This window comes from Duffyella gerundensis (assembly GCF_001517405.1).
Taxonomy (GTDB): Bacteria; Pseudomonadota; Gammaproteobacteria; order Enterobacterales; family Enterobacteriaceae; genus Duffyella; species Duffyella gerundensis.
This window is the reverse complement of sequence record NZ_LN907829.1, coordinates 22,264-43,310: the sequence shown is the minus strand read 5'-3', so window position 1 is coordinate 43,310 and position 21,047 is coordinate 22,264. Positions and strand designations below refer to the sequence as shown.

General features: G+C 53.5%; 19 protein-coding genes and 2 pseudogenes. 16 read left to right on the top strand and 5 right to left on the bottom strand.

Annotated features, from left to right (window positions below):
• Positions 1-472 precede the first annotated feature (472 nt).
• Positions 473-1,030: an OsmC family protein gene (locus tag EM595_RS20000; RefSeq protein ID WP_029571184.1), complete on the top strand. Its 558-nt coding sequence runs from the start codon at positions 473-475 to the stop codon at positions 1,028-1,030.
• 162 nt (positions 1,031-1,192) lie between these two features.
• Here EM595_RS20000 and gorA read toward each other — a convergent pair whose 3' ends face one another.
• The 3 genes from gorA to EM595_RS19985 form a co-directional block, all read right to left on the bottom strand.
• Positions 1,193-2,548, bottom strand: a complete 1,356-nt coding sequence (gene gorA / locus EM595_RS19995; protein WP_029571183.1) for a glutathione-disulfide reductase — start codon at positions 2,546-2,548, stop codon at positions 1,193-1,195.
• Between the two features lie 33 nt (positions 2,549-2,581).
• A complete protein-coding gene (locus EM595_RS19990) occupies positions 2,582-3,793 on the bottom strand; it encodes a MalY/PatB family protein (protein WP_067437149.1) in 1,212 nt (403 codons plus the stop codon).
• 140 nt (positions 3,794-3,933) lie between these two features.
• A complete protein-coding gene (locus tag EM595_RS19985; RefSeq protein WP_067437148.1) occupies positions 3,934-4,797 on the bottom strand; it encodes a DMT family transporter in 864 nt (287 codons plus the stop codon).
• Positions 4,798-5,007: 210 nt separating this feature from the next.
• On the opposite strand from EM595_RS19985, the gene EM595_RS19980 reads away from it, so the two are divergent.
• The 3 genes from EM595_RS19980 to EM595_RS19970 all read left to right on the top strand — a co-directional run bounded on the left by EM595_RS19980 (position 5,008) and on the right by EM595_RS19970 (position 6,512).
• Positions 5,008-5,514: a thioredoxin family protein gene (locus EM595_RS19980; RefSeq protein ID WP_231938769.1), complete on the top strand. Its 507-nt coding sequence runs from the start codon at positions 5,008-5,010 to the stop codon at positions 5,512-5,514.
• Positions 5,515-5,590: 76 nt separating this feature from the next.
• Positions 5,591-6,169 carry a TetR/AcrR family transcriptional regulator gene (locus EM595_RS19975; RefSeq protein ID WP_067437145.1) on the top strand — a complete coding sequence of 193 codons (579 nt, stop codon included), beginning with the start codon at positions 5,591-5,593 and terminating at the stop codon, positions 6,167-6,169.
• A gap of 4 nt (positions 6,170-6,173) precedes the next feature.
• Entirely contained in the window at positions 6,174-6,512 is a 339-nt protein-coding gene (locus tag EM595_RS19970) for a carboxymuconolactone decarboxylase family protein (protein ID WP_067437142.1), read from the top strand.
• Positions 6,513-6,542: 30 nt separating this feature from the next.
• Here the strand turns inward: EM595_RS19970 and EM595_RS19965 are convergent, their stop codons facing one another.
• A complete protein-coding gene (locus EM595_RS19965; protein WP_064691136.1) occupies positions 6,543-6,872 on the bottom strand; it encodes a thioredoxin family protein in 330 nt (109 codons plus the stop codon).
• A gap of 237 nt (positions 6,873-7,109) precedes the next feature.
• On the opposite strand from EM595_RS19965, the gene EM595_RS19960 reads away from it, so the two are divergent.
• The 6 genes and pseudogenes from EM595_RS19960 to EM595_RS19935 all read left to right on the top strand — a co-directional run bounded on the left by EM595_RS19960 (position 7,110) and on the right by EM595_RS19935 (position 13,612).
• Complete coding sequence (locus tag EM595_RS19960) at positions 7,110-8,225, top strand: alkene reductase (protein WP_067437136.1); 1,116 nt, start codon at positions 7,110-7,112, stop codon at positions 8,223-8,225.
• 53 nt (positions 8,226-8,278) lie between these two features.
• A complete protein-coding gene (locus EM595_RS19955; protein ID WP_064691134.1) occupies positions 8,279-8,980 on the top strand; it encodes a DsbA family oxidoreductase in 702 nt (233 codons plus the stop codon).
• Between the two features lie 64 nt (positions 8,981-9,044).
• The gene (locus EM595_RS19950; protein ID WP_067437134.1) at positions 9,045-9,818 is read left to right on the top strand and encodes an SDR family NAD(P)-dependent oxidoreductase; all 774 of its coding nucleotides are present in this window, start codon (positions 9,045-9,047) and stop codon (positions 9,816-9,818) included.
• A 382-nt stretch (positions 9,819-10,200) separates the two neighbouring features.
• A pseudogene (locus tag EM595_RS19945) lies at positions 10,201-10,428 on the top strand (Y-family DNA polymerase); the annotation flags it as partial.
• 85 nt (positions 10,429-10,513) lie between these two features.
• Positions 10,514-11,484, top strand: a pseudogene (locus EM595_RS19940) (tyrosine-type recombinase/integrase).
• 4 nt (positions 11,485-11,488) lie between these two features.
• Positions 11,489-13,612 (top strand): tyrosine-type recombinase/integrase, encoded by a 2,124-nt coding sequence (locus tag EM595_RS19935; protein WP_067437128.1) that lies wholly within the window; start codon positions 11,489-11,491, stop codon positions 13,610-13,612.
• A 114-nt stretch (positions 13,613-13,726) separates the two neighbouring features.
• On the opposite strand, the gene EM595_RS19930 is transcribed toward EM595_RS19935, so the two are convergent.
• Entirely contained in the window at positions 13,727-16,357 is a 2,631-nt protein-coding gene (locus EM595_RS19930) for a heavy metal translocating P-type ATPase (protein ID WP_222938614.1), read from the bottom strand.
• 79 nt (positions 16,358-16,436) lie between these two features.
• Here EM595_RS19930 and cadR point away from each other — a divergent pair, with 79 nt between their 5' ends.
• The 6 genes from cadR to arsC all read left to right on the top strand — a co-directional run bounded on the left by cadR (position 16,437) and on the right by arsC (position 21,043).
• Positions 16,437-16,895 (top strand): Cd(II)/Pb(II)-responsive transcriptional regulator, encoded by a 459-nt coding sequence (gene cadR, locus EM595_RS19925; protein WP_067437126.1) that lies wholly within the window; start codon positions 16,437-16,439, stop codon positions 16,893-16,895.
• A 287-nt stretch (positions 16,896-17,182) separates the two neighbouring features.
• Positions 17,183-17,509, top strand: coding sequence for an ArsR/SmtB family transcription factor (locus tag EM595_RS19920; RefSeq protein WP_082691715.1), 327 nt, complete (start codon positions 17,183-17,185; stop codon positions 17,507-17,509).
• A gap of 86 nt (positions 17,510-17,595) precedes the next feature.
• Positions 17,596-18,576: a bile acid:sodium symporter family protein gene (locus EM595_RS19915; RefSeq protein ID WP_067437123.1), complete on the top strand. Its 981-nt coding sequence runs from the start codon at positions 17,596-17,598 to the stop codon at positions 18,574-18,576.
• A gap of 254 nt (positions 18,577-18,830) precedes the next feature.
• Positions 18,831-19,184, top strand: coding sequence for a metalloregulator ArsR/SmtB family transcription factor (locus EM595_RS19910; protein ID WP_067437115.1), 354 nt, complete (start codon positions 18,831-18,833; stop codon positions 19,182-19,184).
• Positions 19,185-19,281: 97 nt separating this feature from the next.
• Positions 19,282-20,565: an arsenic transporter gene (locus tag EM595_RS19905; protein ID WP_067437112.1), complete on the top strand. Its 1,284-nt coding sequence runs from the start codon at positions 19,282-19,284 to the stop codon at positions 20,563-20,565.
• 49 nt (positions 20,566-20,614) lie between these two features.
• Positions 20,615-21,043: a glutaredoxin-dependent arsenate reductase gene (gene arsC, locus EM595_RS19900; RefSeq protein WP_067437109.1), complete on the top strand. Its 429-nt coding sequence runs from the start codon at positions 20,615-20,617 to the stop codon at positions 21,041-21,043.
• The last annotated feature ends 4 nt before the right edge of the window (positions 21,044-21,047 follow it).

Here is a 21,047-nt window from a genome sequence, read left to right as displayed (position 1 = left end):
TGCATGGCTCAACAATTTTGCTCATATGATCACTTTTGTTTGCTCGTTTGTTAAGTACAGACAATACCGCTATGAAATCATCCGTCAATTGACGTTATCCGGGAACGTTAAGCAGCTCTCACTTTTATTCCTGATAGTCCTGCCTGCGTTGGGCTGATCTCTCCGGTGTAAGCTCCTCCGGTCTGGCGCTGATGAAGAAGCAGATGCCTCCAGGATAGTCGGCACTCTGCCGGAGGGAGGCCGCCGTAAATATTCAGCCAGTACGTATCAGCGTTTCTGATCCCCCCCGCTCATTACGCCGCCAGTCATTGAGGGGCCCGTCAGGTTCAGATCAGCTTCTGCGGTTAAATCGAAAGTACGATGAATAACTTTTTTTAAAACTGGACAACGGCATTTCAAATGACTAATCTACCTACTAGTAGATAGCTGACATGTTCTGGCTTTCTCCCACAAACCGTTTACAGGAGTATGTATGTCGCATTCAGCAAAACCTCAGGCTTCCGCTGACGCCATCAGTAATGTTCGTGAGGCCGTTCGCGCAGAGCCTGGCCTTGGTAACATGTCATTCCAGGTAAAAGCGCGTTCACACGGCGGTCTGGCCGTACGTGTGGAAACCGGATCGTCATTTCAGAATGGCAAAGAAGACCGTAGCCGCGTAGGCAAATTCTCGAATATCGGGGACGAACCACCTGGGCTGCTTGGTGCCGACACCGGCATGAGCCCCACCGAATATATTCTGCAGGCGCTGGCCGGGTGTTATACCGCTACTCTGACCCTGATGGCTGCTGAAAAAGGTGTAGATCTGGAAAGTATCGAGCTGGATCTCTATTTCGATATTGATATGAAAGGTTTCCTGGGACTGGATAAAAACGCCCGTAAAGGGGCTAAAGGTATCCGCGTAGACGTACGTCTTGAAAGTAATACGGCGAGCCGTGAACAGCTGGAAGAGCTGGTCAGCCTGCTTCCTGAGGCATCACCTATTCATGACACGCTGGCTAACCCGGTGCCGATTGAGACACGTCTCGTATAAGTCACATCTGTTCTGCCTGTGAAGCTTCATGACCCTGTTCCTCCCGGAGCAGGGTTTTTCTGTGCAGCCAGTTATCTGTTTTACTCAGCACTGTTCTGCATGAAGCTTCAGGCGCATAACAGACTACCGGAGTCGCCTGTTATGCGCCTCGCATCGCGCCAATCAGCGCATCGTCACAAACTCTTCTGCAGCCGTCGGGTGGATCGCTACGGTGTTATCGAAGTCTTTTTTGGTGGCACCCATTTTCAGCGCCACGGCAAAGCCCTGCAGAATCTCATCCATACCAAATCCGATACCGTGAATGCCGACAATCTTCTCATCGGCACCCATACAGACCAGCTTCATACGGCACGGCTGACGATGCTGAGTGACCGCGGTGTACATGGCAGTGAACGACGATTGGTAGACCTTCACCTGATCGTCGCCATACTGTTCGCGCGCCTGCGGTTCGGTCAGCCCCACGGTGCCAATCGGCGGATGGCTGAACACCACGGTCGGCACATTGCTGTAATCCAGATGCTCGTCCGGCTTGTTGTTAAACAGACGCTCAGAGAGACGACGGCCTGCGGCAACCGCAACCGGCGTCAGTTCAACCGCACCGGTGTTGTCGCCCACGGCATAGATGCCTGACACACTGGTGTTCTGGAATTTATCGACTTTGATATAGCCCCTGTCGTCGAGTGCCACGCCTGCGGCTTCAATGTTGAGGTGATCGTTGGCGGGCTCACGGCCAATCGCCCAGACCAGGCAGTCCACGGTACAGTCACTGCCATTTTCCAGCTGCAGCGTCAGGCTGCCATCACTGTTTTTAATCACCGCTTTTGGAATGGATTCGGTGTGCAACGCCGGACCTTCGCTGTTCATCACTTCGACCAGCGTCTCGGTGAGTAGCGGATCGAAGCTGCGCAGCGGCGCCTGCTTACGCACGAACAGGTGAGTTTCTGAACCCAGCGCATTCACAACGCCCGCCAGCTCAACCGCGATATAGCCCGCGCCAACAACTGCGGTGCGCTTCGGCAGCGCATCCAGCTCAAAGAAACCGTCGGAATCAATGCCGTACTCTGCGCCCGGTATCGACGGATGGCTGGGGCGACCGCCGGTGGCAATCAGAATATGATCCGCCGTGATGATCTCACCGTTGACTTCAACGCTGTGCGCATCAACGAAACGGGCGAATCCTTTGATCACTTCAACATTGTTTTTACCCAGCACGTTTTTATACGAAGTGTGGATACGGTCGATATAGGCGCTGCGGTTTTTTACAAGCGTGGCCCAGTCGAAGCGATTCACTGTGGTGTCGAAGCCATAATCCGGTCCGTAGAGATGGATAGCTTCGGCGATTTGCGCGGCGTGCCACATGATTTTTTTCGGTACGCAACCCACGTTCACGCAGGTGCCTCCCAGTTCTTTCGCTTCAATCAGGGCGCATTTCTGGCCATACATAGCCGCACGGTTTATCGAGGCGATACCGCCGCTGCCGCCGCCGATGGTGAGATAATCGAAGTGTCGGTTTGTCATTTTTGTACTCCGGACAGCTCTGCTGTCCTGGTTTCAGGTTGAGGCGGTTAATGCTAGATATATACGAAGCAGCCCTTCGCTCAGAACGGCGCGAGGGCAGGCAAGATTAAGCCGTATGTGGTTATCACCGTTACCGACAAACATGGATCCGTCCTCTACAAGAACACCCGCTTTTTCTGCAAAAAAGTGGGAAGTGAATTTCGGTTCGTCCTGAGCAGAAAGCGGCGCCAGGTCAATCCAGGCAAGATAGGTGCCTTCAGGAATGCTGTAGCGGACGCGGGGAAGATGTTTTTTCAGCCACTCACTCAGGAAAAGAAAATTTCCGTCAATATAGCGTTTTACCTGAAGCAGCCACTCATCACACTGCGACCAGGCCGCAATGTTAGCCGCCAGGCTTAGCGGGGAAACGAATTCATCGTGCAGGCGAAGCCAGGCAGTCCTGACGCCAGGATCAGGGATCATGATGTTGGCCAGCAGGTTACCTGCAAGGTTAAACGTTTTGCTGGAAGACATGCAGGTAATGATTTTCTGACTGTGGGGAAAAAGGGAAGCCGCAGGCGTGTGTGAAATGCCAATGCGCGTCAGGTCACAGTGAATTTCATCTGAAATGATCCAGACGTCGTTTTCCAGACAGATTTCGGTCATCCTGCGAAGCTCATGAGGATGCCAGACACGCCCCGTGGGATTATGCGGATTACACAGGAAAAACGCTTTTATCCTCAACGTATTATCCTGCACAAGATTCTGCATCGCATCAAAATCAACCGTCATATACCCGCTATTGCTTTTCAGCGGGCAGCTGATCACACGACGGTCGCTGTATTCCCCGGCTTTCTTAAAGGGGGCATACGAGGGTGTGAGGATCAGGATACTTTCATCCTGACGTGTCAGTAATGGAACCAGCCGGTACAGCGCGGGTATCACCCCGGGTGACAGCACAATACTCTCGCGCGGAAAACGATAGCCATAGTGCCTTTCGCACCAGTTTTCAAAGCTCAGAAGATACCCGGGGTGGTAAGCTTTAGTATAACCAATTATTTTCTGGCTGAGCCGCGCACGGATAGCCTCCAGTACCTCCGGAGGCGTGGAAAACGCCATATCCGCTACCCACAGATTAATAAAGCCACCGGGCGGCTCTGATGGTATGTCGCCCTGGCAGTCGCCGAACATATATTCACGCCAGCCCTCGGCGGTCAGACTGTCTGTTCCCGATCGTTCAATAAGCCCGTCAAAATCGTATTGCATGAAGATATCCGGTATATCCGAAATAACAATCACGGCCCGACGACCGTCAGACAGACCAGCTGCAGGGAGTCCGGGCAATGCAAAGCACCCGGATTGAGATTACCAACCTACTAGTTGGTAAATCAAGTCTTTCTGATCTTTTACTTTGCCGGGCTGCTGCCACTGCTTTCGGACCGCGAAAAACCAATTACTATACCAATCCCGCTGAGCACGGCCCCCGCAGACAGAACCATTTTCAGGCTCAGTGATTCACCGGTAAATAACACGCCGCCGAGCATGGCGAGACAGGGTACGCTCAGCTGAACCGTACTCGCGGTCACGGCATCCAGATGCGGCAGAAGTGAATACCAGAGAACGTAGGCGCCGGCTGATGCAACTGCACCCGCCATTACGGCCAGAACAATGCCAGTGCCGTCAGCATGCATACCGCTGCTGATAAAAGGAGAAACAAGAAGCGCCAGGGACGCGGCAATCAGGAAGTTACCGGCAGTAGACGCTGTGGCTTCAGGCATTTTTTTGCCGGCAAGGGTATAGGTCGCCCAGGCAAGCCCTGCCAGCGCCATGATCAGCGCACTGCCCGGCATCGGCGCTGTGGCACCGGGTAACAGCAGCATCAGTAATCCGCAGGACGCTATAAGAAGGCCTGCGGCTCTTCCCGGGGAAAGCCTGTCTCCGTGAAAAAGGCCGTAAATAACCATGGCCAGCTGGACAACACCAAACAGCAGTAATGCACCGGCACCGGTATCCAGATGAATATAAGCAATCGCAAAACACATGGCATATACCACGAGACTGAACCCATTTTTCAGGGACAGTGAGCCTTTTCCGTCCTTCCGGAGCAGGAAAAAAGGCAGCAGAACGACAGCACCGCTTAACAGTCTGAGATCGGTAAAGGTCACCGGATCAATGTGGTTGCCACGCAGCGCCACGCGGCAAATGACGGAGTTGGCCGCAAAGGCAATCATGGCAATAATAATCTTCAGTACGATAAATTTTCCGGCCAAAGTGGATCCTCCAAAAAGAGAAACATACACTACCAACCAGTAGATTGGTAGCATTCATGCTAACGTTTTGGCTGCCCGGACAGGCCTGAAGTAACTTATTTAAGCCTGAAACGGAAATTAAATAGCGGAGTTCACGCAGCGCTTTCGCGACCGGGAACCGGATGACTTAAGACAGGAGAAAAATGATGAACTTCAGAGCGCTGTTTACACATGCAACAGATTACGAGCCTTTTACGCAGGCCGGTGCAGAGAAAGATGTCGGGGCGTTGGTTGCGTTATTTTGAAGCGCTGGCAGGACAGGCAGAGGATAAAACGCTGTCTGAACGTTTGTCTGCCCTGCAGGGCAGCTACAATATTCTGGTCGTGGCGGAGATGTGGTGCCCGGACTGTCACCGGAACCTGCCAGCCATCAGGGCCGTTGCCCGCTCAGCTCCACACGTTTCTCTGGGCCTGATTACGCGTGAAGACGCGGGCAATGAATTTTCAGCTTTCTTTGGCATTGATAAAATTCACATTCCTTTTGCCGCTGTGCTGAACAGCAACTTCGAACTTCTCGGTAAGTTTATTGAAAGACCGCGTAATGCAAACGATGCGCAGGGAAACATGACCGACCGGTACCGAAAAGGTGAGATGCTCCTGGATACAACCCGGGAAATTGCCGCAGTACTGTTTCGTGCAGAGGAAGCCGCTGCGCATTGTCGCCGCCAGAACAGCTGAGGAAACACGCCGACTGCTTGCCATAAATGGGCATGAAGGATATAATCTACCAACTAGTAGATTGAAGGGTTTAAAAATGACGATTATGACGCGTGAACGGCTGGTTAATGAGGCCGAACACCTGATGCGGGAAAAGGGTTATTCAGCTTTCAGTTATGCTGACCTGTCTAAGCTGATTGGTATCACGAAAGCAAGTATACATCACCACTTCCCGACGAAAGAAATCCTCGGTCAGGAGGTCGTGAAGCAGGCTGTCAGTGATACGGTTAACCAGTTTGATCAGATTGAAGCAGTACATCACAAAGCGGCAGATCAGATTACCGCTTATGTAGCATTATTTGAGGCGAGCTACCGGGCATCACTATTGCCGCTATGCTGCGCGCTTTCAGCTGAAACGGCAAACCTCCCCGAGGCGATTCTTGAACAGACCTCCCGGTATTTTGATATGCAGATTACATGGCTGACTGGCGTGGTTAAGCGTGGCACAGATGCAGGTGAGTTTGTTTCTGCCATGCAGCCCGCCGATGTGGCTATGCTGATAATAAACCTCTGCGAAGGCGCCAGCGTGGTGGCCCGAGCGACTGGCCGGTCTGAAGTCTTTAAAACCAGCCTGCGGCACATCCTTCTTACCTTAAACACTACCCCTGAGGAATAACGTTATGTATGACTGGAGTAATTACCGTCAGGAATTAATGCAGCGCCTCGGTGAACTGGGCAAACTGACGCCGGATACGATGAAAGGCGTGGTTACTTTGGGCGCTGCAGGCAATAAAACCGACCTGCTCGGTGCCAAGGTCCGGGAACTGATAGCCCTGGCGTGTGCGGTGACAACCCGGTGCGACGGCTGCATTGCGTTTCACGCTGAAGCCGCCATCAAGGCCGGCGCGACGGATGAAGAAATTGCCGAAGCGCTGGGCGTTGCCATCAATCTGAATGCGGGCGCCGCTGCTGTTTATTCAGCCCGTACCCTTGATGCAGTCAGCCAGCTGCGCGGTTAAGGAACATTACCGCCTCCTCAGAAAAGGGCCTTAAGGCCCTTTTTTTATTTCTTCCAGCGCTGCAGCATAAAACGCCGGTGATTTAACGCCAGGTATCCGGCGTACCAGCTGGCCTTCCCTGAAAATCAGTACCGAAGGAAGCCCCCATATTTCATACTTAGTCGTCAGCACTGGCGCCTGATCGACATTCACTTTGCCGACCTGAATACTTTCTTCCAGGCCGTCGGTAAACGCGCTAAAGAATGGCTCACTGCTCTGGCAGGGCGGACACCATGGCGCCGAAAAGCGCACGACAGAAATGCCTTCATACTGTTCAATATCGCGAAAATTATCTTCGTTATAAGCTATTACTTCACGCACGTTAACCCCTCCTGTTTCTGTTCAATGGCCGGGCATCTGTTGTGTCTGCCGCCCATCCGAAACCTTAATGCTGAAAATATTGGTGTAGCCGTAAGCTGCAGTATAATTAATTGTTGTTGACCTATCAACTAGTAGGTTGGTATAGTGCCGAACATAAACCCGGCAGGCCGGAACGTCCGGAGCAAAAAACCGAAGCCCGGCCCCTATAGCCATCATTGATATCGTCAGAGGCGCACTATGAGCAAATTATTCACCCCCTTTAACCTGGCTGGAACAGAGCTGAAAAATCGCGTCGTAATGGCCCCCATGACCCGCACCCGTACCATGAATGACGTTGCCGGAGAGGTGGTTGCCCGTTACTACGCGCAGCGGGCCTCCGCAGGTCTGCTGATTACGGAGGGGCTGCCGGTTTCAGAAGAGGCACGCGGCTATCTCTACACGCCGGGCATTTATACCCGTGAGCACGTAGCCGGCTGGCGCACGGTGACCGATGCGGTACACGCAAAGGGCGGCCTTATCTTCGCCCAGCTGTGGCACGTCGGCCGCATGTCCCATGTTTCATTACAGCAGGGTAATGCCGCCCCGGTGTCATCGGGCACCATTCCGGCAACCAACACCACCGTATTTGCCCTGACAGAATCCGGCGAGCCAGGCCCTGTCGTCCCCAGCACGCCAAGAGCACTGGAAACCGCTGAAATCAGGCGTATTACGGCTGACTTTGTTAAGTCAGCAGAACTGGCAATGGAAGCGGGCTTTGACGGCGTCGAAATTATGGCGGCCAACGGCTTCATCTTTGACCAGTTCCTCAGCACCGCGCTGAACCACCGCACCGATGCTTACGGCGGTACCGTTAAAAACCGTCAGCGCTTTCTGATTGAAACCATTGATGCGGTCTCTTCCGCCATTGGCGGCGAGAAGGTGGGCGTGCGGCTTTCCCCGTTCGGGCGTATTTATGATCTGGCCCCGTATGAGGGGGAGGAAGAGACGTGGGCGGTTCTGGCGATGACGCTCGGAGAACGTGAACTTGCCTATGTTCACCTTTACTACCAGCCGGCTTATATCAATGCACCTGTACCTAAGGGCTTTAAGAATTTCTTCCGTAAGGCTTTTGGCGGCACGCTTATCGGCGCCGGCGGCTTTACACGGGACATTGCCAGCGCCGCTCTCGAAGCTGAGGAACTGGACCTGGTGGCATTTGGCGTGCCCTACATCGCAAACCCTGACCTTGTCGAAAGAATGCAGAACGACTGGCCGCTGGCTGAAAGCGATCGCAATACCTATTACGGCGTCAGTGGCAATCCTGAAAAGGGATACACCGACTATCCGGCCTGGCAGGATGAACAGAAACACTAAGACTCCGGCAGTCTTCAGTCGTCACACGAACAGCAGAAATTCAGGAGTAAGCAATGCAAACCCTTAAGCCCGTCATAACCATAGATATCTGGTCCGATCTGGTCTGTCCCTGGTGCTGGATCGCCAAAAAACGCTTTGAGAAAGGCCTCGCAGCGTTTGAACACCGCGACAGCGTGGTCATCCGCCAGCACAGCTTCCGGATTGCCGAAGGCATGCCGGCCATGCCTTTCCGCGATGCGCTCTACAAAAAGCTCGGCGGTCAGAGCAACGCTGAGCTGATGATGAATCAGGTCGATACGGCCGCGAAGTCAGAGGGACTGCGGTACAACTTTGACACCATGCTTTTCGGGGATACCGAAGATGCGCTGACCCTGCTGGCTGCTGCACGACTGGCCGGACTGGGGGAGGTGATGACTGAACGATTCTATCTTGCGGGTACCACCGAAGGGCGCTCCCTCTTTGATCGCGATGAGCTGATAAAGCTGGCCGCCGAATCAGGCATGGCAGCAGAAGCCGCTGCTGAGGCGCTGAATGACCCGTCGCTTCGTGCTTCGGTAACGGAAGATGAGAGCACTGCCCGATCGATTGGTGTGAGTGGCGTGCCTCTTTTTCTGCTGAATCAGAAATACGCCATAAGCGGCGCTCAGGCATCGGAAAATTTCCTGAGTGCCCTGCGACAGGTCTGGGATGAAAAGCAGGAAGAAATGACCGTAACTGCAGGTCAGGCCTGTGGCGCCGACGGCTGCAGCATCTGATTACCCGACACCTGCCGGCCGTTTACGTGCCGGCGAACACTACCTGTAAATAACGGAGTCACATATGAGCGATTTTTTTAATGGTAAAAAGCTTCTGGTCGTAGGCGGCACCAGTGGTATGGGTCTTGAAACGGCGCGTATGGTGCTGAAAGCAGGCGGCAGCGTGGTCCTGACGGGCAGCAGAAAAGATAAAGCTGACGCCGTTCAGAAAGAACTGAGCCCGCTCGGCCCGGTGTCTGTCATTACGGCAAACCTGATGACAGAAGAAGGGATGAATGCCATTCGTCAGGAAATCAATGCGCATCATCGCGACATCAGCCTGATGGTAAATGCCGCGGGTATCTTTATTCCGAAAAGTTTTACCGAGCACAATGCCGCAGACTACGATAGCTACCTGTCGCTGAACCGCGCCACTTTCTTTATCACGCAGGACGTGGTGAAGAACATGCTGGCCGACAAACGCGAAGGTGCCATTGTGAACGTCGGCTCAATTGGCGCGCAGGCTGCGCTGGGTGATTCTCCGGCTTCTGCCTACTCAATGGCAAAAGCCGGTCTGCATGCGCTGACGCGCAACCTGGCGATTGAACTGGCCAGCACTGGTATCCGTGTGAATGCCGTTTCTCCGGGTATTGTGCAGACGCCAATCTACGAAGGATTCATGGCCAAAGAAGATATTGCTGAAGCAATGAAGGCGATGAGTGATTTCCATCCGCTGGGCCGCGTCGGCAAACCTGAAGATGTGGCAAATACTATCCTGTTCCTGCTGTCGGACAAGGCAGCCTGGGTGACCGGTGCTATCTGGGACGTGGATGCAGGCATTATGGCCGTACGTCGTTAGTTTTACTCCACGTATGTCAGGCTTTAGGTCATAAAGCCTGACAAACTACACCCGGAGTAAGGTTGTCGTCAGCTGAGCCCCTTTTCAGCAACAGCGAAAACCGATCAGTGGGGTATACCCTTTCTGCCAAGAGCATGCATCATCCACTTGCCTGTGCATTGATACTCAATAATACTGTTTTTATAAACAGTATTATTAAAGGGAAAACTTATGCCTGCCTCTGATTTCATACCGCCCCGCTCAGTGCAATACGCCCGGGACTTTCAAAAATGAACTCCATTTTATCAACGCCGTCTCTGACGCTGATTTGGCAGCCCTTTACTGCCTCTTGCGCTGCTGGAGTCTTTAAAAACATGTATGCATGCCGGAGTTAGTTATGCCCATGTTTGGACTTGCCGACGTTAATTCATTTTATGCCAGCTGCGAGGCGCTGTTTCGGCCGGATTTACGGGGTAAACCCGTTGTGGTGCTCAGTAATAATGACGGATGTGTTATTGCGCGCAGCGCGGCCGCAAAAGCGCTAGGCATAAAAATGGGCGTACCATGGTTTCAGCTAAAGGATCAGCTCTATTCCGAAAAAGTCTTTATTTTCAGTTCGAACTACGGGCTTTAGTAAGTTAAGTGGAATGCAACATCTTCGGTATAAACTTTAATCAGTTTTTATGAGCTGAAAGGGGAAGGCCGTGAACACCACCATGCATTCCACATCTGCGCTTCTGCTGGCTGAGCAGTGGCTTAAAATTCTTTCGGATTTAGGCAGAGCCAGCGCAACCATTAAAGCCTATCGAAGTACCCTGACACATTTTTTTGCCTTCTGTGAAATACACGATATAGCCCTGAAAGGGCTTCCTTTGAAGACATTGCAGGGTATATCCGCCCTCAGCTCCCTGATATGCCGTCATCCGTTGCCAGCGCGACACTCCAGTTGCGCATTTCAGCTCTTCGTCTCTGGTATGACTTTCTGATTTACCAGGATGTATGCGGCCTTAATCCGCTACCCCGTTCAGGTTTACCTGGTAATCTCACTTCCGGCCGCGGTCTGGTGCCGCGTATTACGCGATTACCCTGTATTCCCGATGACGGGCAGTGGCTCAGGTTCCTGAAACACGTTTCTGGTGCGTCTCTGCGTGACCGGCTGATGCTTGCTCTGGCTTATTATGGCGCGCTCCGGCGCACGGAAGTGACAGCTCTGAGGCTTGAGGACATTGATCTGGCTCACCGCCTGATCCGCATCCGTGCAGAGACGACGAAAAGCAGACGGGAAAGAATAGTTTGCTACAGCGCCGACGTTATGCCGGTACTGGCAAACCATTTTCGGCAGCTACGGCTGGCAGGCTGGTCAGGCGGTGCTCTGTTCCGTTCCGCCTCTGACCGTAATTACGGCGCTCCGTTCTCGTTCTGGAGCTGGAGTAAGACCGTGCGGAAGTGGGCGACAGAGGCTGATCAGCCAGACATCACCACGCATAGTTTTCGTCACCTCCGGCTGACGCACCTGGCGCGGGCCGGATGGAAACTGCATGAACTGGCTACGTATGCAGGGCACAGGGACCCACGCACCACACAAATTTATATTCATCTGTCGGGAACGGATATGGCTGCCCGCATGGCTGCTGCCGTCGCTGAAACCGACCGCAGGATCGCAGGGCTTATCTTTCAGACGGGGTAGTGTGATGAAAGCAGAAACAGACATTCATAATTATGTCCCTTTCAGTCGTTCAGATTATCAGCTGAAAGATATGTTAAGCACTGAAGAGCGCGAGGCGTTAAGCACCGGGCAAAAACGCTCCTCTGCTCTGAACCAGCAGGGTCCGCTGTCATCTTTACTGCGACCTTTTCAGGATATTGCAGACCGCAGCGGCACCAGTGACAGACTCGTCAGGATTATCCTTTCTGCCGTTCTGGCGGAGATACACCGGACAGGGCAACCCTGCTGGCTGTGGGAATCAGAAAAGTGGCTGGCGCTGTGCCAGCAGCACCGTTCAGGCAGACCTCTTATTGCAGCCTTTGCCTTCCATCTTGGTCCATTTCCCTCACCGTTCAGCCTCCCGCACCATGGTGCTCCATCGCTGTACGCCAGTGCCATCTATGGCCGGAAATTTTTTACTCAGGAGCTCAACCGTCTGACGGACACTCTGGTTTCACTGGGATACAAACGTAAGAACCAGAAAAATCAGCTGTCAGCCCTGTTGGGCATACTGATGATGATGAACAGTAATCCTCAGCTCGAAAGCTTTACGACCGATCTCCTGTGGCGCGCGCAGAAATACCACGATCGCGGGAACGCAAGGACAGTGGGCAGGGTTTCGCATGCGCTTGCCGCACTGGGCATCATTAAAAGCCCCGTGCGTATGCGCAATTACCAGGAATGGCACGAAAAACCGACGGACAACATCGCACAGCCCTGGGTAGCATGGTGCCGGCGGTGGAGGGAAACCTCAGTGCTTCGTCCCCGCTCCAGAGAGAGTCAGTACAGCTTTATCCTCCGCTGCGGCCTGTGGCTCGCCCGGGAACACCCGGAAATACGCGAGCCGTCAGACTGGACGATGGAGATTTGCGCCAGCTTCATTGCGGCAGTCGGAAGAATGAAGGTTGATGAACTTTCGTTGGGCACGACACGAGGAGCCCGCCGATCTGTACGCTCCGGAGAGCCTATGCTGCCAAACTCCCGTGCCGGTTTTGTGTATGCCGTTCGCCGCTTTATGATCGACTACGAGAACTGGGGATGGGGACGGCTTAAATTCAGTCCGGCCCGCCATCTCTCGACGCCTGATACGCCGCTGTTTCGTCAGGGCGTCAGTCCCCGGGTTATTGATGATCCGGTCTGGCTGAAACTGGTCTGGGCAAGCCTGAACCTGCGTCAGGAAGATTTGCTGAGTGAAATCCATTACCCCCTGTCTATGCTCCAGGCTATGGCGGTCATCTGGACGCATGCAGGGCTGCGTCAAAATGAGCTGATGCGCCTGACCGCAGGCTGCATCACTCCACAGCTGGAAGATATTAACCGGGACGACGGCAGTAGCATTCCTGCCGGGACGCTTTGTTACCTGAACGTACCAGCCGGTAAGACATCTAAAGCCTTTGTTAAACCGGTTTCCGCTGCGGTGAAAAAATATGTCGATATCTGGCTGGCAGAACGACCTGAAGAGCAGGCAGCTCTGACGGATGAACGCACCGGTGAAAAAGTCCGTTTTCTGTTTCAGTTTCGTGGCAAACCTGTGGGAAGAGACATAATAAACCGCACCGTTATACCGGTTCTCTGTGTCCGGGCAGGAATGCCGCAGGAAGACAGCCGGGGCGCTATTACCAGCCACAGGGGACGCGCATCGGCCGTAACTGCCCTGGCCAGTGTTCCTCAGGGCATGTCGTTATACGAGTTGATGCAATGGTCAGGCCACTCTTCGCCGCAGTCCACCATGCATTATATTCGTATACGCCCGACACAGCTGGCAGCCTCTTTTGTTAAAGCTGACCGGGTAGCGCACATGATTAGCGTGCTCATTGACCATGATCCGGCGGCGAGTACTCTTTCAGGGCCAGCTACTTACTATGATCTTGGTGACTCTTATTGCTCCAATCCCTTCTGGAGTAATTGTCCTCATCGAATGGCATGCGTCGGGTGTGATTTTAATCTGCCAAAATCAAGTGCAAAAGGGTTACTACTCGAGAGTAAGGCTTCGATAAAACGCTATCTGGAGGAAGTTCCACTGACCGTAGATGAAAAGGCGGTTATAGAGTGCGATGTGGAAAAGCTGAATGCGGCTCTTGAAAAAATAGAGAAGAACCGCATCTGTTAGCACCTTATGAACCGGTTTCGTTTAAACATCGCGCTGGTGACGCATCGCTTACTGAGCCAGATTTCATTTATCTGAACTGTTAACAGAATGCCCGACGCACGTCAGCTGAGCACACTATTTGCGCAACAGCCGCAGCCCATTTGCCACAACCAGAAGGCTTGCCCCAACATCAGCAAAAACGGCCATCCACATGGTTCCTAATCCGGCAATGGTCAGGAAAAGGAATACCGCCTTTATTCCGATAGCCAGAATGATATTCTGTATCAGTATCCTGTATGTCTGCCTGGACAACCGAATAAAGTCAGGGATCCTGCGTAAGTCATCGTCCATGAGCGCAACATCTGCAGTTTCAATAGCAGTATCCGTTCCCATTGCACCCATGGCAAAACCAATATCAGCTCGGGCAAGTGCAGGGGCGTCATTAATGCCGTCACCAACCATACCCGTGGAACCCCGCGTATGTAATGATTCAATGACCTGGAGCTTATCTTCAGGCAGTTGATTACCTCTGACTTCATCTATACCAACCTGAGCAGCGATAGCTTTAGCCGTATAAGCATTATCGCCGGTCAACATAATGGTTCGAACGCCAAGACGACGTAATTCCTTTACGGCTTCAAGGCTGCTTTCCCTGACCGTATCCGCCACTGCGAATATACCCACTACCTGGGTTGAATTGCTGAGTATAACTACAGTTTTTCCCTGAGCTTCAAGACTATCTATTGTTGATTGATTAGCCTCCGAAAAGCCCGGGATATCCTGTGTCAGCCTGATATTTCCAAGGCAATATGGCTCACCGTTTATGTTTCCCCGTATTCCCCGTCCCGGCAAATCTTCAAAATCCTCAACTGCATAAAGCATCGCTACCGGTGCTGCAGAAACTATCGCCTGCGAGACAGGATGAGCGGAATATCCCGCAAGGCTTACTGCCAGTATCCGTCCTTCCCACTCAGGAATAGTTTCGTCGATGATGATATCTGTCAGCTTCGCCTTACCCGTGGTGATGGTGCCGGTTTTATCCATCGCAAGCCACTTAAGACGGCGGCCTTCCTCAAGATAAACTCCGCCTTTAATCAGAATCCCTTTGCGTGCAGCAGCAGTCAGGCCACTGACAATAGTCACAGGCGTTGAGATAACCAGAGCACAGGGGCAGGCGATCACCAGCATGACGAGCGCCTTATAAATCCACTCCTGCCAGCCCTGCCCTTCAATAAGAGGCGGTATAACAGCAACCGCGGCGGCAACCAGAAAAACCACCGGCGTATAAATACGAGAGAATTTGTCAATGAATCTCTGTATAGGTGCCTTCTCTCCCTGGGCTTCTTCGACAGCATGAATAATGCGCGCAAGCACAGTATCATTTGCTGCTGCAGTAACCCGATACTCGAACGCTCCTGAGCCGTTAATCGTACCGGCAAATATCGGATCACCTTCATTTTTATCAACAGGCAGGCTTTCACCGGTAATTGAAGACTGATTGATTTCTGAGCGGCCATAAAGAAATGTACCGTCAAGAGCAATTCGCTCTCCGGGTCTTACCCTTATAACGCTTCCCAGCGGAACAAGCCTTGCCTCTGTTTCCTTCCAGGTGCCGTCAGGTTGTTGAACCGCGGCTTTATCCGGTGTCAGTTTCATCAGTGAACCAATGGCATTGCGAGCCCGATCAAGTGATTTGGCCTCGATCAGCTCCGCAATAGTGAACAGCACCATCACCATGGCGGCTTCCGGCCACTGTCCAAGCGCAAGTGCACCGGTCACAGCAATGCTCATCAGAGCGTTAATATTCAGGTTGCCGTTGCGCAGGGCAATCCAGCCTTTTTTGTAGGTTGTCAGTCCGCAGGAGACCACCGCTGTCAGCGCCAGTATGGCCTCCAGCCACTCCGGCATGCCCATCCAGTGCATGGCTTCGGCGGCGATTGCCGCCACACCGGCCAGCGCCAGTGGCCACCATGGTTTTTTCCTTTCCTCGGTGGCTGCGTGCCGGCCACTGCTGTCAGGAAGTTCAGGTTCAAAACCCAGCGAACGAATGGCGGCCAGAACCGGCTCCAGCGCATCCGGTGAGTGAACCACCGTCAGGACGCGTTGCATAAGGTTGAAATCCAGTTCCTTTACGGCAGCCATACCATCCAGCTTTTTACGGATCATGCCTTCTTCAACCGGACAGTCCATCTGCATGATCCGGATGCTGGTACGCACCCCGTCAGCTGTCACCTGCTGCGTCTGCAGCTCACTGAGTGTGGCAGGTTCAGGCGAACAACAGGATCCGCAAAGGCTTTCCGCCTCGCGGCCTGAACAGCTACTGACTTCAGGCTGGGCTACTTTATCAATCAGTTCCGGCTTAAAACCCAGTGAACGCACCGCCTGCAGAACCGGCTCCAGCGCCTGAGACGTATGGGTCACAGTGAGCACCCTCTGCATCAGATTAAAGTCAAGATTCCGGACAGCAGATAGTTTGTCCAGTTTTTTACGGAGCAGCGTCTCTTCCGTCGGGCAGTCCATCTGCATGATGCGCAGATGCGTCTGAACGTCATTGTTGCCGGCACGCTTAGCAACCCGTTCGGACGGCTGACTCTGGCTTTCCGGTGAGCAGCAGCTCCCGGAGTTACAGCAGGCCGGTGTGGCCTCAGCCGTTTTTGGCAGCGCTTTACCAGAGGCCTCTGTCGGGTAAGTTGCGGTATTTTCAGGAGCCGTTTCCTCTCCGGTTGCAGCTGAGCCACATTTATTATTACTGCAGCAGTCACTCATTTTTTTATCCCGTTAGTAACGTATAATGGCATTAAAGACCTTAATGTAACTACAGGGTCAAGCTGAGGTGAGATGAATTATGAAAATAGGCGAGCTGGCCCGACAGGCCGGATGTCCGGTTGAAACGGTGCGCTATTACGAACGTGAGGGTCTGCTGCAGGCTGCATTCCGTGATCAGACCAATAACTACCGACATTACAACAGTGCACATCTGGAAAGGCTGATGTTTATCCGGCGCTGCCGGGCGCTGGATATGACCCATGAAGAAATCCGGGCGCTCCTAAAGGCGCGCAGTCAGCCTGATGCAGACTGCGGTACGGTTAATGCGCTGATAAACGAACATCTTCATCATGTACAAGCCCGCATTCGGGAACTGAATATGCTGGAAAAGCAGCTGTATGAGCTCCGGAGCCACTGCAATGCCAACCGGCCAACACGGGACTGCGGTATTCTGCGCGAGCTTGAGCAGGCAGAAGAATCAGATGCTGTTGTGCCGGTTATCACTCCAGGTCACCTGGCCGGAAGTCATTCACACTGATGCTGCTTTTCTGCTGCCGGCAGGGCGGTGCGCTAAAGATACAGGCTTTTTTGTCATGCTACTCCGCCATGCCCGGCCATTCAGACAACAGAGAGTATTCTGCCGTTAAAATCTGCGTGATATCGCTCAGCATTCAGTTTCCGTCTGTTTCGTAGCGTATTTTGGCGGGACTGATCCTGCTCGCTGGAAAGTGACGTCAGCGGTTCAACCGCATCGTATAGCCTCTGGTAAAAGTTTCCAGAATAAAACACCCTTCATTTCACATACTCATGAAATGAAGAATTATAATGGAGCAAACCAGAGCACTTATTGCTTTCTCAGCGCTGGCACATGAATCACGGCTCAGAATAGTCAGAATGCTTGTTGTGTCAGGCGCAGGTGCCATGTCCGCAGGTGACATTGCTGCTGCTCTTGACGCCTCATCCCCCTCCAGAGTGTCCTTTCACCTGAAACAACTCGAGCACGCCGGCCTTATCTTCGGTCGCCGCGAAGGCAAATCGGTTATATACAGCGCCTGCTGGACAGACCTGGCCGATTTAGTCGCCTTCCTGATGCACGACTGCTGTCAGGGGGCATTGCCTTTATTGCGATCAGGCCATCGAATTATTTTCTAAATGTACAGGTATGCCTACAGGGCCAGAAAACAATGTCTGAACATCGCTTTTACATTCACATTAACCAACACAAAAGGATTTAGCCTGTGCAAACAGTAAATAAAGCAGGACAGATCAGGGACTGGCTGGAGCATAGTCAGATTGCCATTTACTTCGTTGCAGTGGCTGCCGGATGTTTTTCAGCAATGCTTTTGCCGGGGACAGCCCGCCTTGAAAGTGCCATCAACCCCGCCCTGGCCCCGATGCTCTATGTCACCTTTCTGCAGGTGCCCGTGGCTGAACTTGGCGGTGCATTCACGAGGGTGCGTTTTATTCTGCCTCTCCTGCTGACTAATTTCCTTTTAGTGCCGCTTCTGGTGGCAGTACTGGTCAGCTTTCTTCCGCAAAACCCGTTGCTTATCCTCGGCGTTCTTCTGGTCCTGCTTACTCCCTGCATAGATTACGTGGTGACATTTTCGCAACTTGGTCGTGCTGATGCCCGTCTTTTGCTGGCCTCCACACCGGTCTTACTTATCGTGCAGATTCTGTTGCTTCCGGTATACCTGCATTTATTTCTTGGCGAAAATGCCTCTGAACTGGTGCAGCCCGCACCCTTTATTCACGCATTCATCTGGCTTATCGCTGTCCCCCTGATCCTTGCTGCTCTGACCCAGTTTATGGCCCGCAAAAGTCATTTTGCGCAAAAGGCTTCCGAATGTCTTGGTCTGCTGCCCGTTCCGGCAACTACGTCAGTTCTTTTCATCGTTGTGGCCGCCATGCTGCCGCAGCTGGGTGAAGCCTGGTCTGTTGCTGTTCAGGCAGTGCCTGTCTATGTGGCGTTTGCTGCGTTAGCACCTTTGTGCGGCTGGGGCATGGCTAAGGTTTTTCGTCTGGAGCCTGCTGCAGGAAGAGCCATTGCCTTCAGTGCCGCTACCCGAAACTCTCTGGTCATTTTACCGCTGGCGCTGGCAGTTCCGGGCGCGGTGCCCGTCCTGCCGGCTGTAATCGTGGCTCAGACCATGGTTGAGCTGATCAGCGAACTGGTTTACGTGCGCCTCATCCCCAGGCTGGGGCGCAATAACGTGTGACCTCAGGTGATAATGCCGACCGCTATGGCGGCATTATTATGTGAAAAGTTCACGTCCGGTAAGCTGCCATCTTCATGGCGGTCAGACCCTGCACAGGCAGGTCCGAACTCTCCTGTTAATAACCGCTATGCCCTCATCCAGCTGTACAGAACAGCCTGTCAACACGCCATAACATATATGAATTTATAAATATAAAATTGACCTTTCGGCTGCAGAGGACGAGACTTATTGCTGTCCGCAACGAAGGAGAAATTATGCCGCCACTTCTGCCCCTGCAACTTTTTAAGAATCTTTCTGACGAAACCCGGCTCAGCCTGGTACTGCTGTTGCGCGAAAAAGGCGAGCTTTGCGTCTGCGAGCTTGTCTACATCCTGAAAGAAACACAGCCAAAAATATCACGGCATCTGGCCCTGCTCAGAGAGAGTGGACTGCTTATCGACCGACGTGACGGCAAGTGGATCCATTACCGGTTATCGCCACACATGCCTGCGTGGGCAGCAGCGATCATTGAGCAGGCATATCTGTGCCAGCGGGACGACATTTTGCATCTCAGTCAGCAGGCCGAACGTGATAACGCAACAACCAACGGCAAGGCCGTCTGCATGTAAAAATTTTGTCAAAATACATTCGATAAAACGCATGTGTTTTGCAGCATACATTTATCAGCCCGCTTTAACGGGCGGTTATATTTAAGAAGGAGAGAGTATGTTTCTGGCAGGTGCGATTTTTATCCTGACCCTGACACTGGTGATCTGGCAGCCGAAAGGGCTCAGCATTGGCTGGAGTGCCGTTATCGGCGCCGCGCTGGCGCTGCTGACCGGCGTGGTACACATCGGGGATATACCGGTGGTCTGGCAGATTGTCTGGAACGCCACGGCCACGTTTATTGCGGTCATCATTATCAGCCTGCTGCTCGATGAGTCCGGCTTTTTTGAATGGGCCGCGCTGCACGTTTCCCGCTGGGGAGGCGGCAGGGGCCGGCTGCTGTTCACTTATATCGTTCTGCTGGGTGCGGCAGTGGCGGCGCTGTTTGCCAATGACGGAGCCGCGCTCATTCTGACGCCGATCGTTATCGCCATGCTGCTGGCGCTGGGCTTCAGCCCCGGCGCCACGCTGGCGTTTGTGATGGCGGCCGGCTTTATCGCCGATACCTCCAGCCTGCCGCTCATCGTGTCAAATCTGGTGAATATCGTCACGGCAGACTTCTTTAAACTGGGTTTCAGCGAGTATGCCTCGGTGATGGTGCCAGTGAATATCGCCTCTGTGGCCGCCACGCTGGTGATGCTGCACCTGTTTTTCCGCAGGGACATCCCGGCCACTTACGACCTGGCGAAGCTGAAGGCGCCGCGTGAGGCCATTCGCGATGCGCACACCTTTAAAACCGGCTGGATTGTTCTCATTCTGCTGCTGGCCGGCTTTTTCGCTCTTGAACCCCTTGGCGTACCGGTCAGCCTGGTGGCAGCGGTGGCGGCGTTTATTCTCTGGCTGGTAGCCCGGAAAGGCCACGTGATTGATACCGGCAAGGTACTGAAAGGTGCGCCCTGGCAGATTGTTATCTTCTCGCTCGGCATGTACCTGGTGGTATACGGACTGCGCAATGCCGGCCTGACGGATTATATTTCTGCCGCCCTGAACCGGTTTGCAGAGCACGGCGTCTGGGGCGCAACCCTCGGCACCGGCTTTCTGACGGCGGCGCTTTCCTCGGTGATGAACAACATGCCTACCGTACTGGTTGGCGCGCTTTCGATTGACGGCAGCACTGCTGAGGGCGTGGTGAAGGAGGCGATGATTTACGCCAACATCATCGGCTGCGACCTCGGCCCGAAAATCACCCCTATCGGCAGCCTCGCTACCCTGCTGTGGCTGCACGTCCTGGCGCAGAAAAACATTACCGTCAGCTGGGGCTACTACTTCCGCGTGGGCATCGTGATGACCCTGCCGGTACTGTTTGTGACGCTGGCCGCGCTGGCCCTGCGCCTGTCTGTTTAACCTTAACCCCGGCGCTGCGCCTGCGCAGTGCCTTTATGGAGTACCGCTTATGACTGACATCACCATTTATCACAACCCGGCCTGCGGGACGTCCCGCAACACCCTGGCGCTTATCCGCAACAGCGGCACCGAACCCACGGTTATTCTGTATCTGGAAACACCGCCGTCGCGCGATGAGCTGAAAAAGCTGATTGCGGACATGGGCATCAGCGTGCGTACATTGCTGCGCAAAAATACCGAACCGTACGAGCAGCTCGGCCTTGCCGAAGACCGGTTCAGCGATGACGAGCTGCTCGATGCCATGCTGGCTCATCCGATCCTCATTAACCGCCCGGTGGTGGTGACACCGCTCGGCACAAAGCTCTGCCGCCCCTCCGAAGCAGTTCTGGACATACTGCCGGACGCGCAGCAGGGCGCATTTACCAAAGAGGACGGCGAAGCAGTCATTGATGAGCACGGTCACCGCGTCAGCCACTGATTTT

Bases quoted from the DNA above. Each gene is read 5' to 3' on its own strand.
- EM595_RS20000 (WP_029571184.1), top strand. From the start codon at position 473: ATGTCGCATTCAGCAAAACCTCAGGCTTCCGCTGACGCCATCAGTAAT.
- gorA (WP_029571183.1), bottom strand. From the start codon at position 2,548: ATGACAAACCGACACTTCGATTATCTCACCATCGGCGGCGGCAGCGGC.
- EM595_RS19990 (WP_067437149.1), bottom strand. From the start codon at position 3,793: ATGCAATACGATTTTGACGGGCTTATTGAACGATCGGGAACAGACAGT.
- EM595_RS19980 (WP_231938769.1), top strand. From the start codon at position 5,008: ATGCAACAGATTACGAGCCTTTTACGCAGGCCGGTGCAGAGAAAGATG.
- EM595_RS19975 (WP_067437145.1), top strand. From the start codon at position 5,591: ATGACGATTATGACGCGTGAACGGCTGGTTAATGAGGCCGAACACCTG.
- EM595_RS19970 (WP_067437142.1), top strand. From the start codon at position 6,174: ATGTATGACTGGAGTAATTACCGTCAGGAATTAATGCAGCGCCTCGGT.
- EM595_RS19960 (WP_067437136.1), top strand. From the start codon at position 7,110: ATGAGCAAATTATTCACCCCCTTTAACCTGGCTGGAACAGAGCTGAAA.
- EM595_RS19955 (WP_064691134.1), top strand. From the start codon at position 8,279: ATGCAAACCCTTAAGCCCGTCATAACCATAGATATCTGGTCCGATCTG.
- EM595_RS19950 (WP_067437134.1), top strand. From the start codon at position 9,045: ATGAGCGATTTTTTTAATGGTAAAAAGCTTCTGGTCGTAGGCGGCACC.
- EM595_RS19935 (WP_067437128.1), top strand. From the start codon at position 11,489: ATGAAAGCAGAAACAGACATTCATAATTATGTCCCTTTCAGTCGTTCA.
- EM595_RS19930 (WP_222938614.1), bottom strand. From the start codon at position 16,357: ATGAGTGACTGCTGCAGTAATAATAAATGTGGCTCAGCTGCAACCGGA.
- cadR (WP_067437126.1), top strand. From the start codon at position 16,437: ATGAAAATAGGCGAGCTGGCCCGACAGGCCGGATGTCCGGTTGAAACG.
- EM595_RS19920 (WP_082691715.1), top strand. From the start codon at position 17,183: ATGGAGCAAACCAGAGCACTTATTGCTTTCTCAGCGCTGGCACATGAA.
- EM595_RS19910 (WP_067437115.1), top strand. From the start codon at position 18,831: ATGCCGCCACTTCTGCCCCTGCAACTTTTTAAGAATCTTTCTGACGAA.
- EM595_RS19905 (WP_067437112.1), top strand. From the start codon at position 19,282: ATGTTTCTGGCAGGTGCGATTTTTATCCTGACCCTGACACTGGTGATC.
- arsC (WP_067437109.1), top strand. From the start codon at position 20,615: ATGACTGACATCACCATTTATCACAACCCGGCCTGCGGGACGTCCCGC.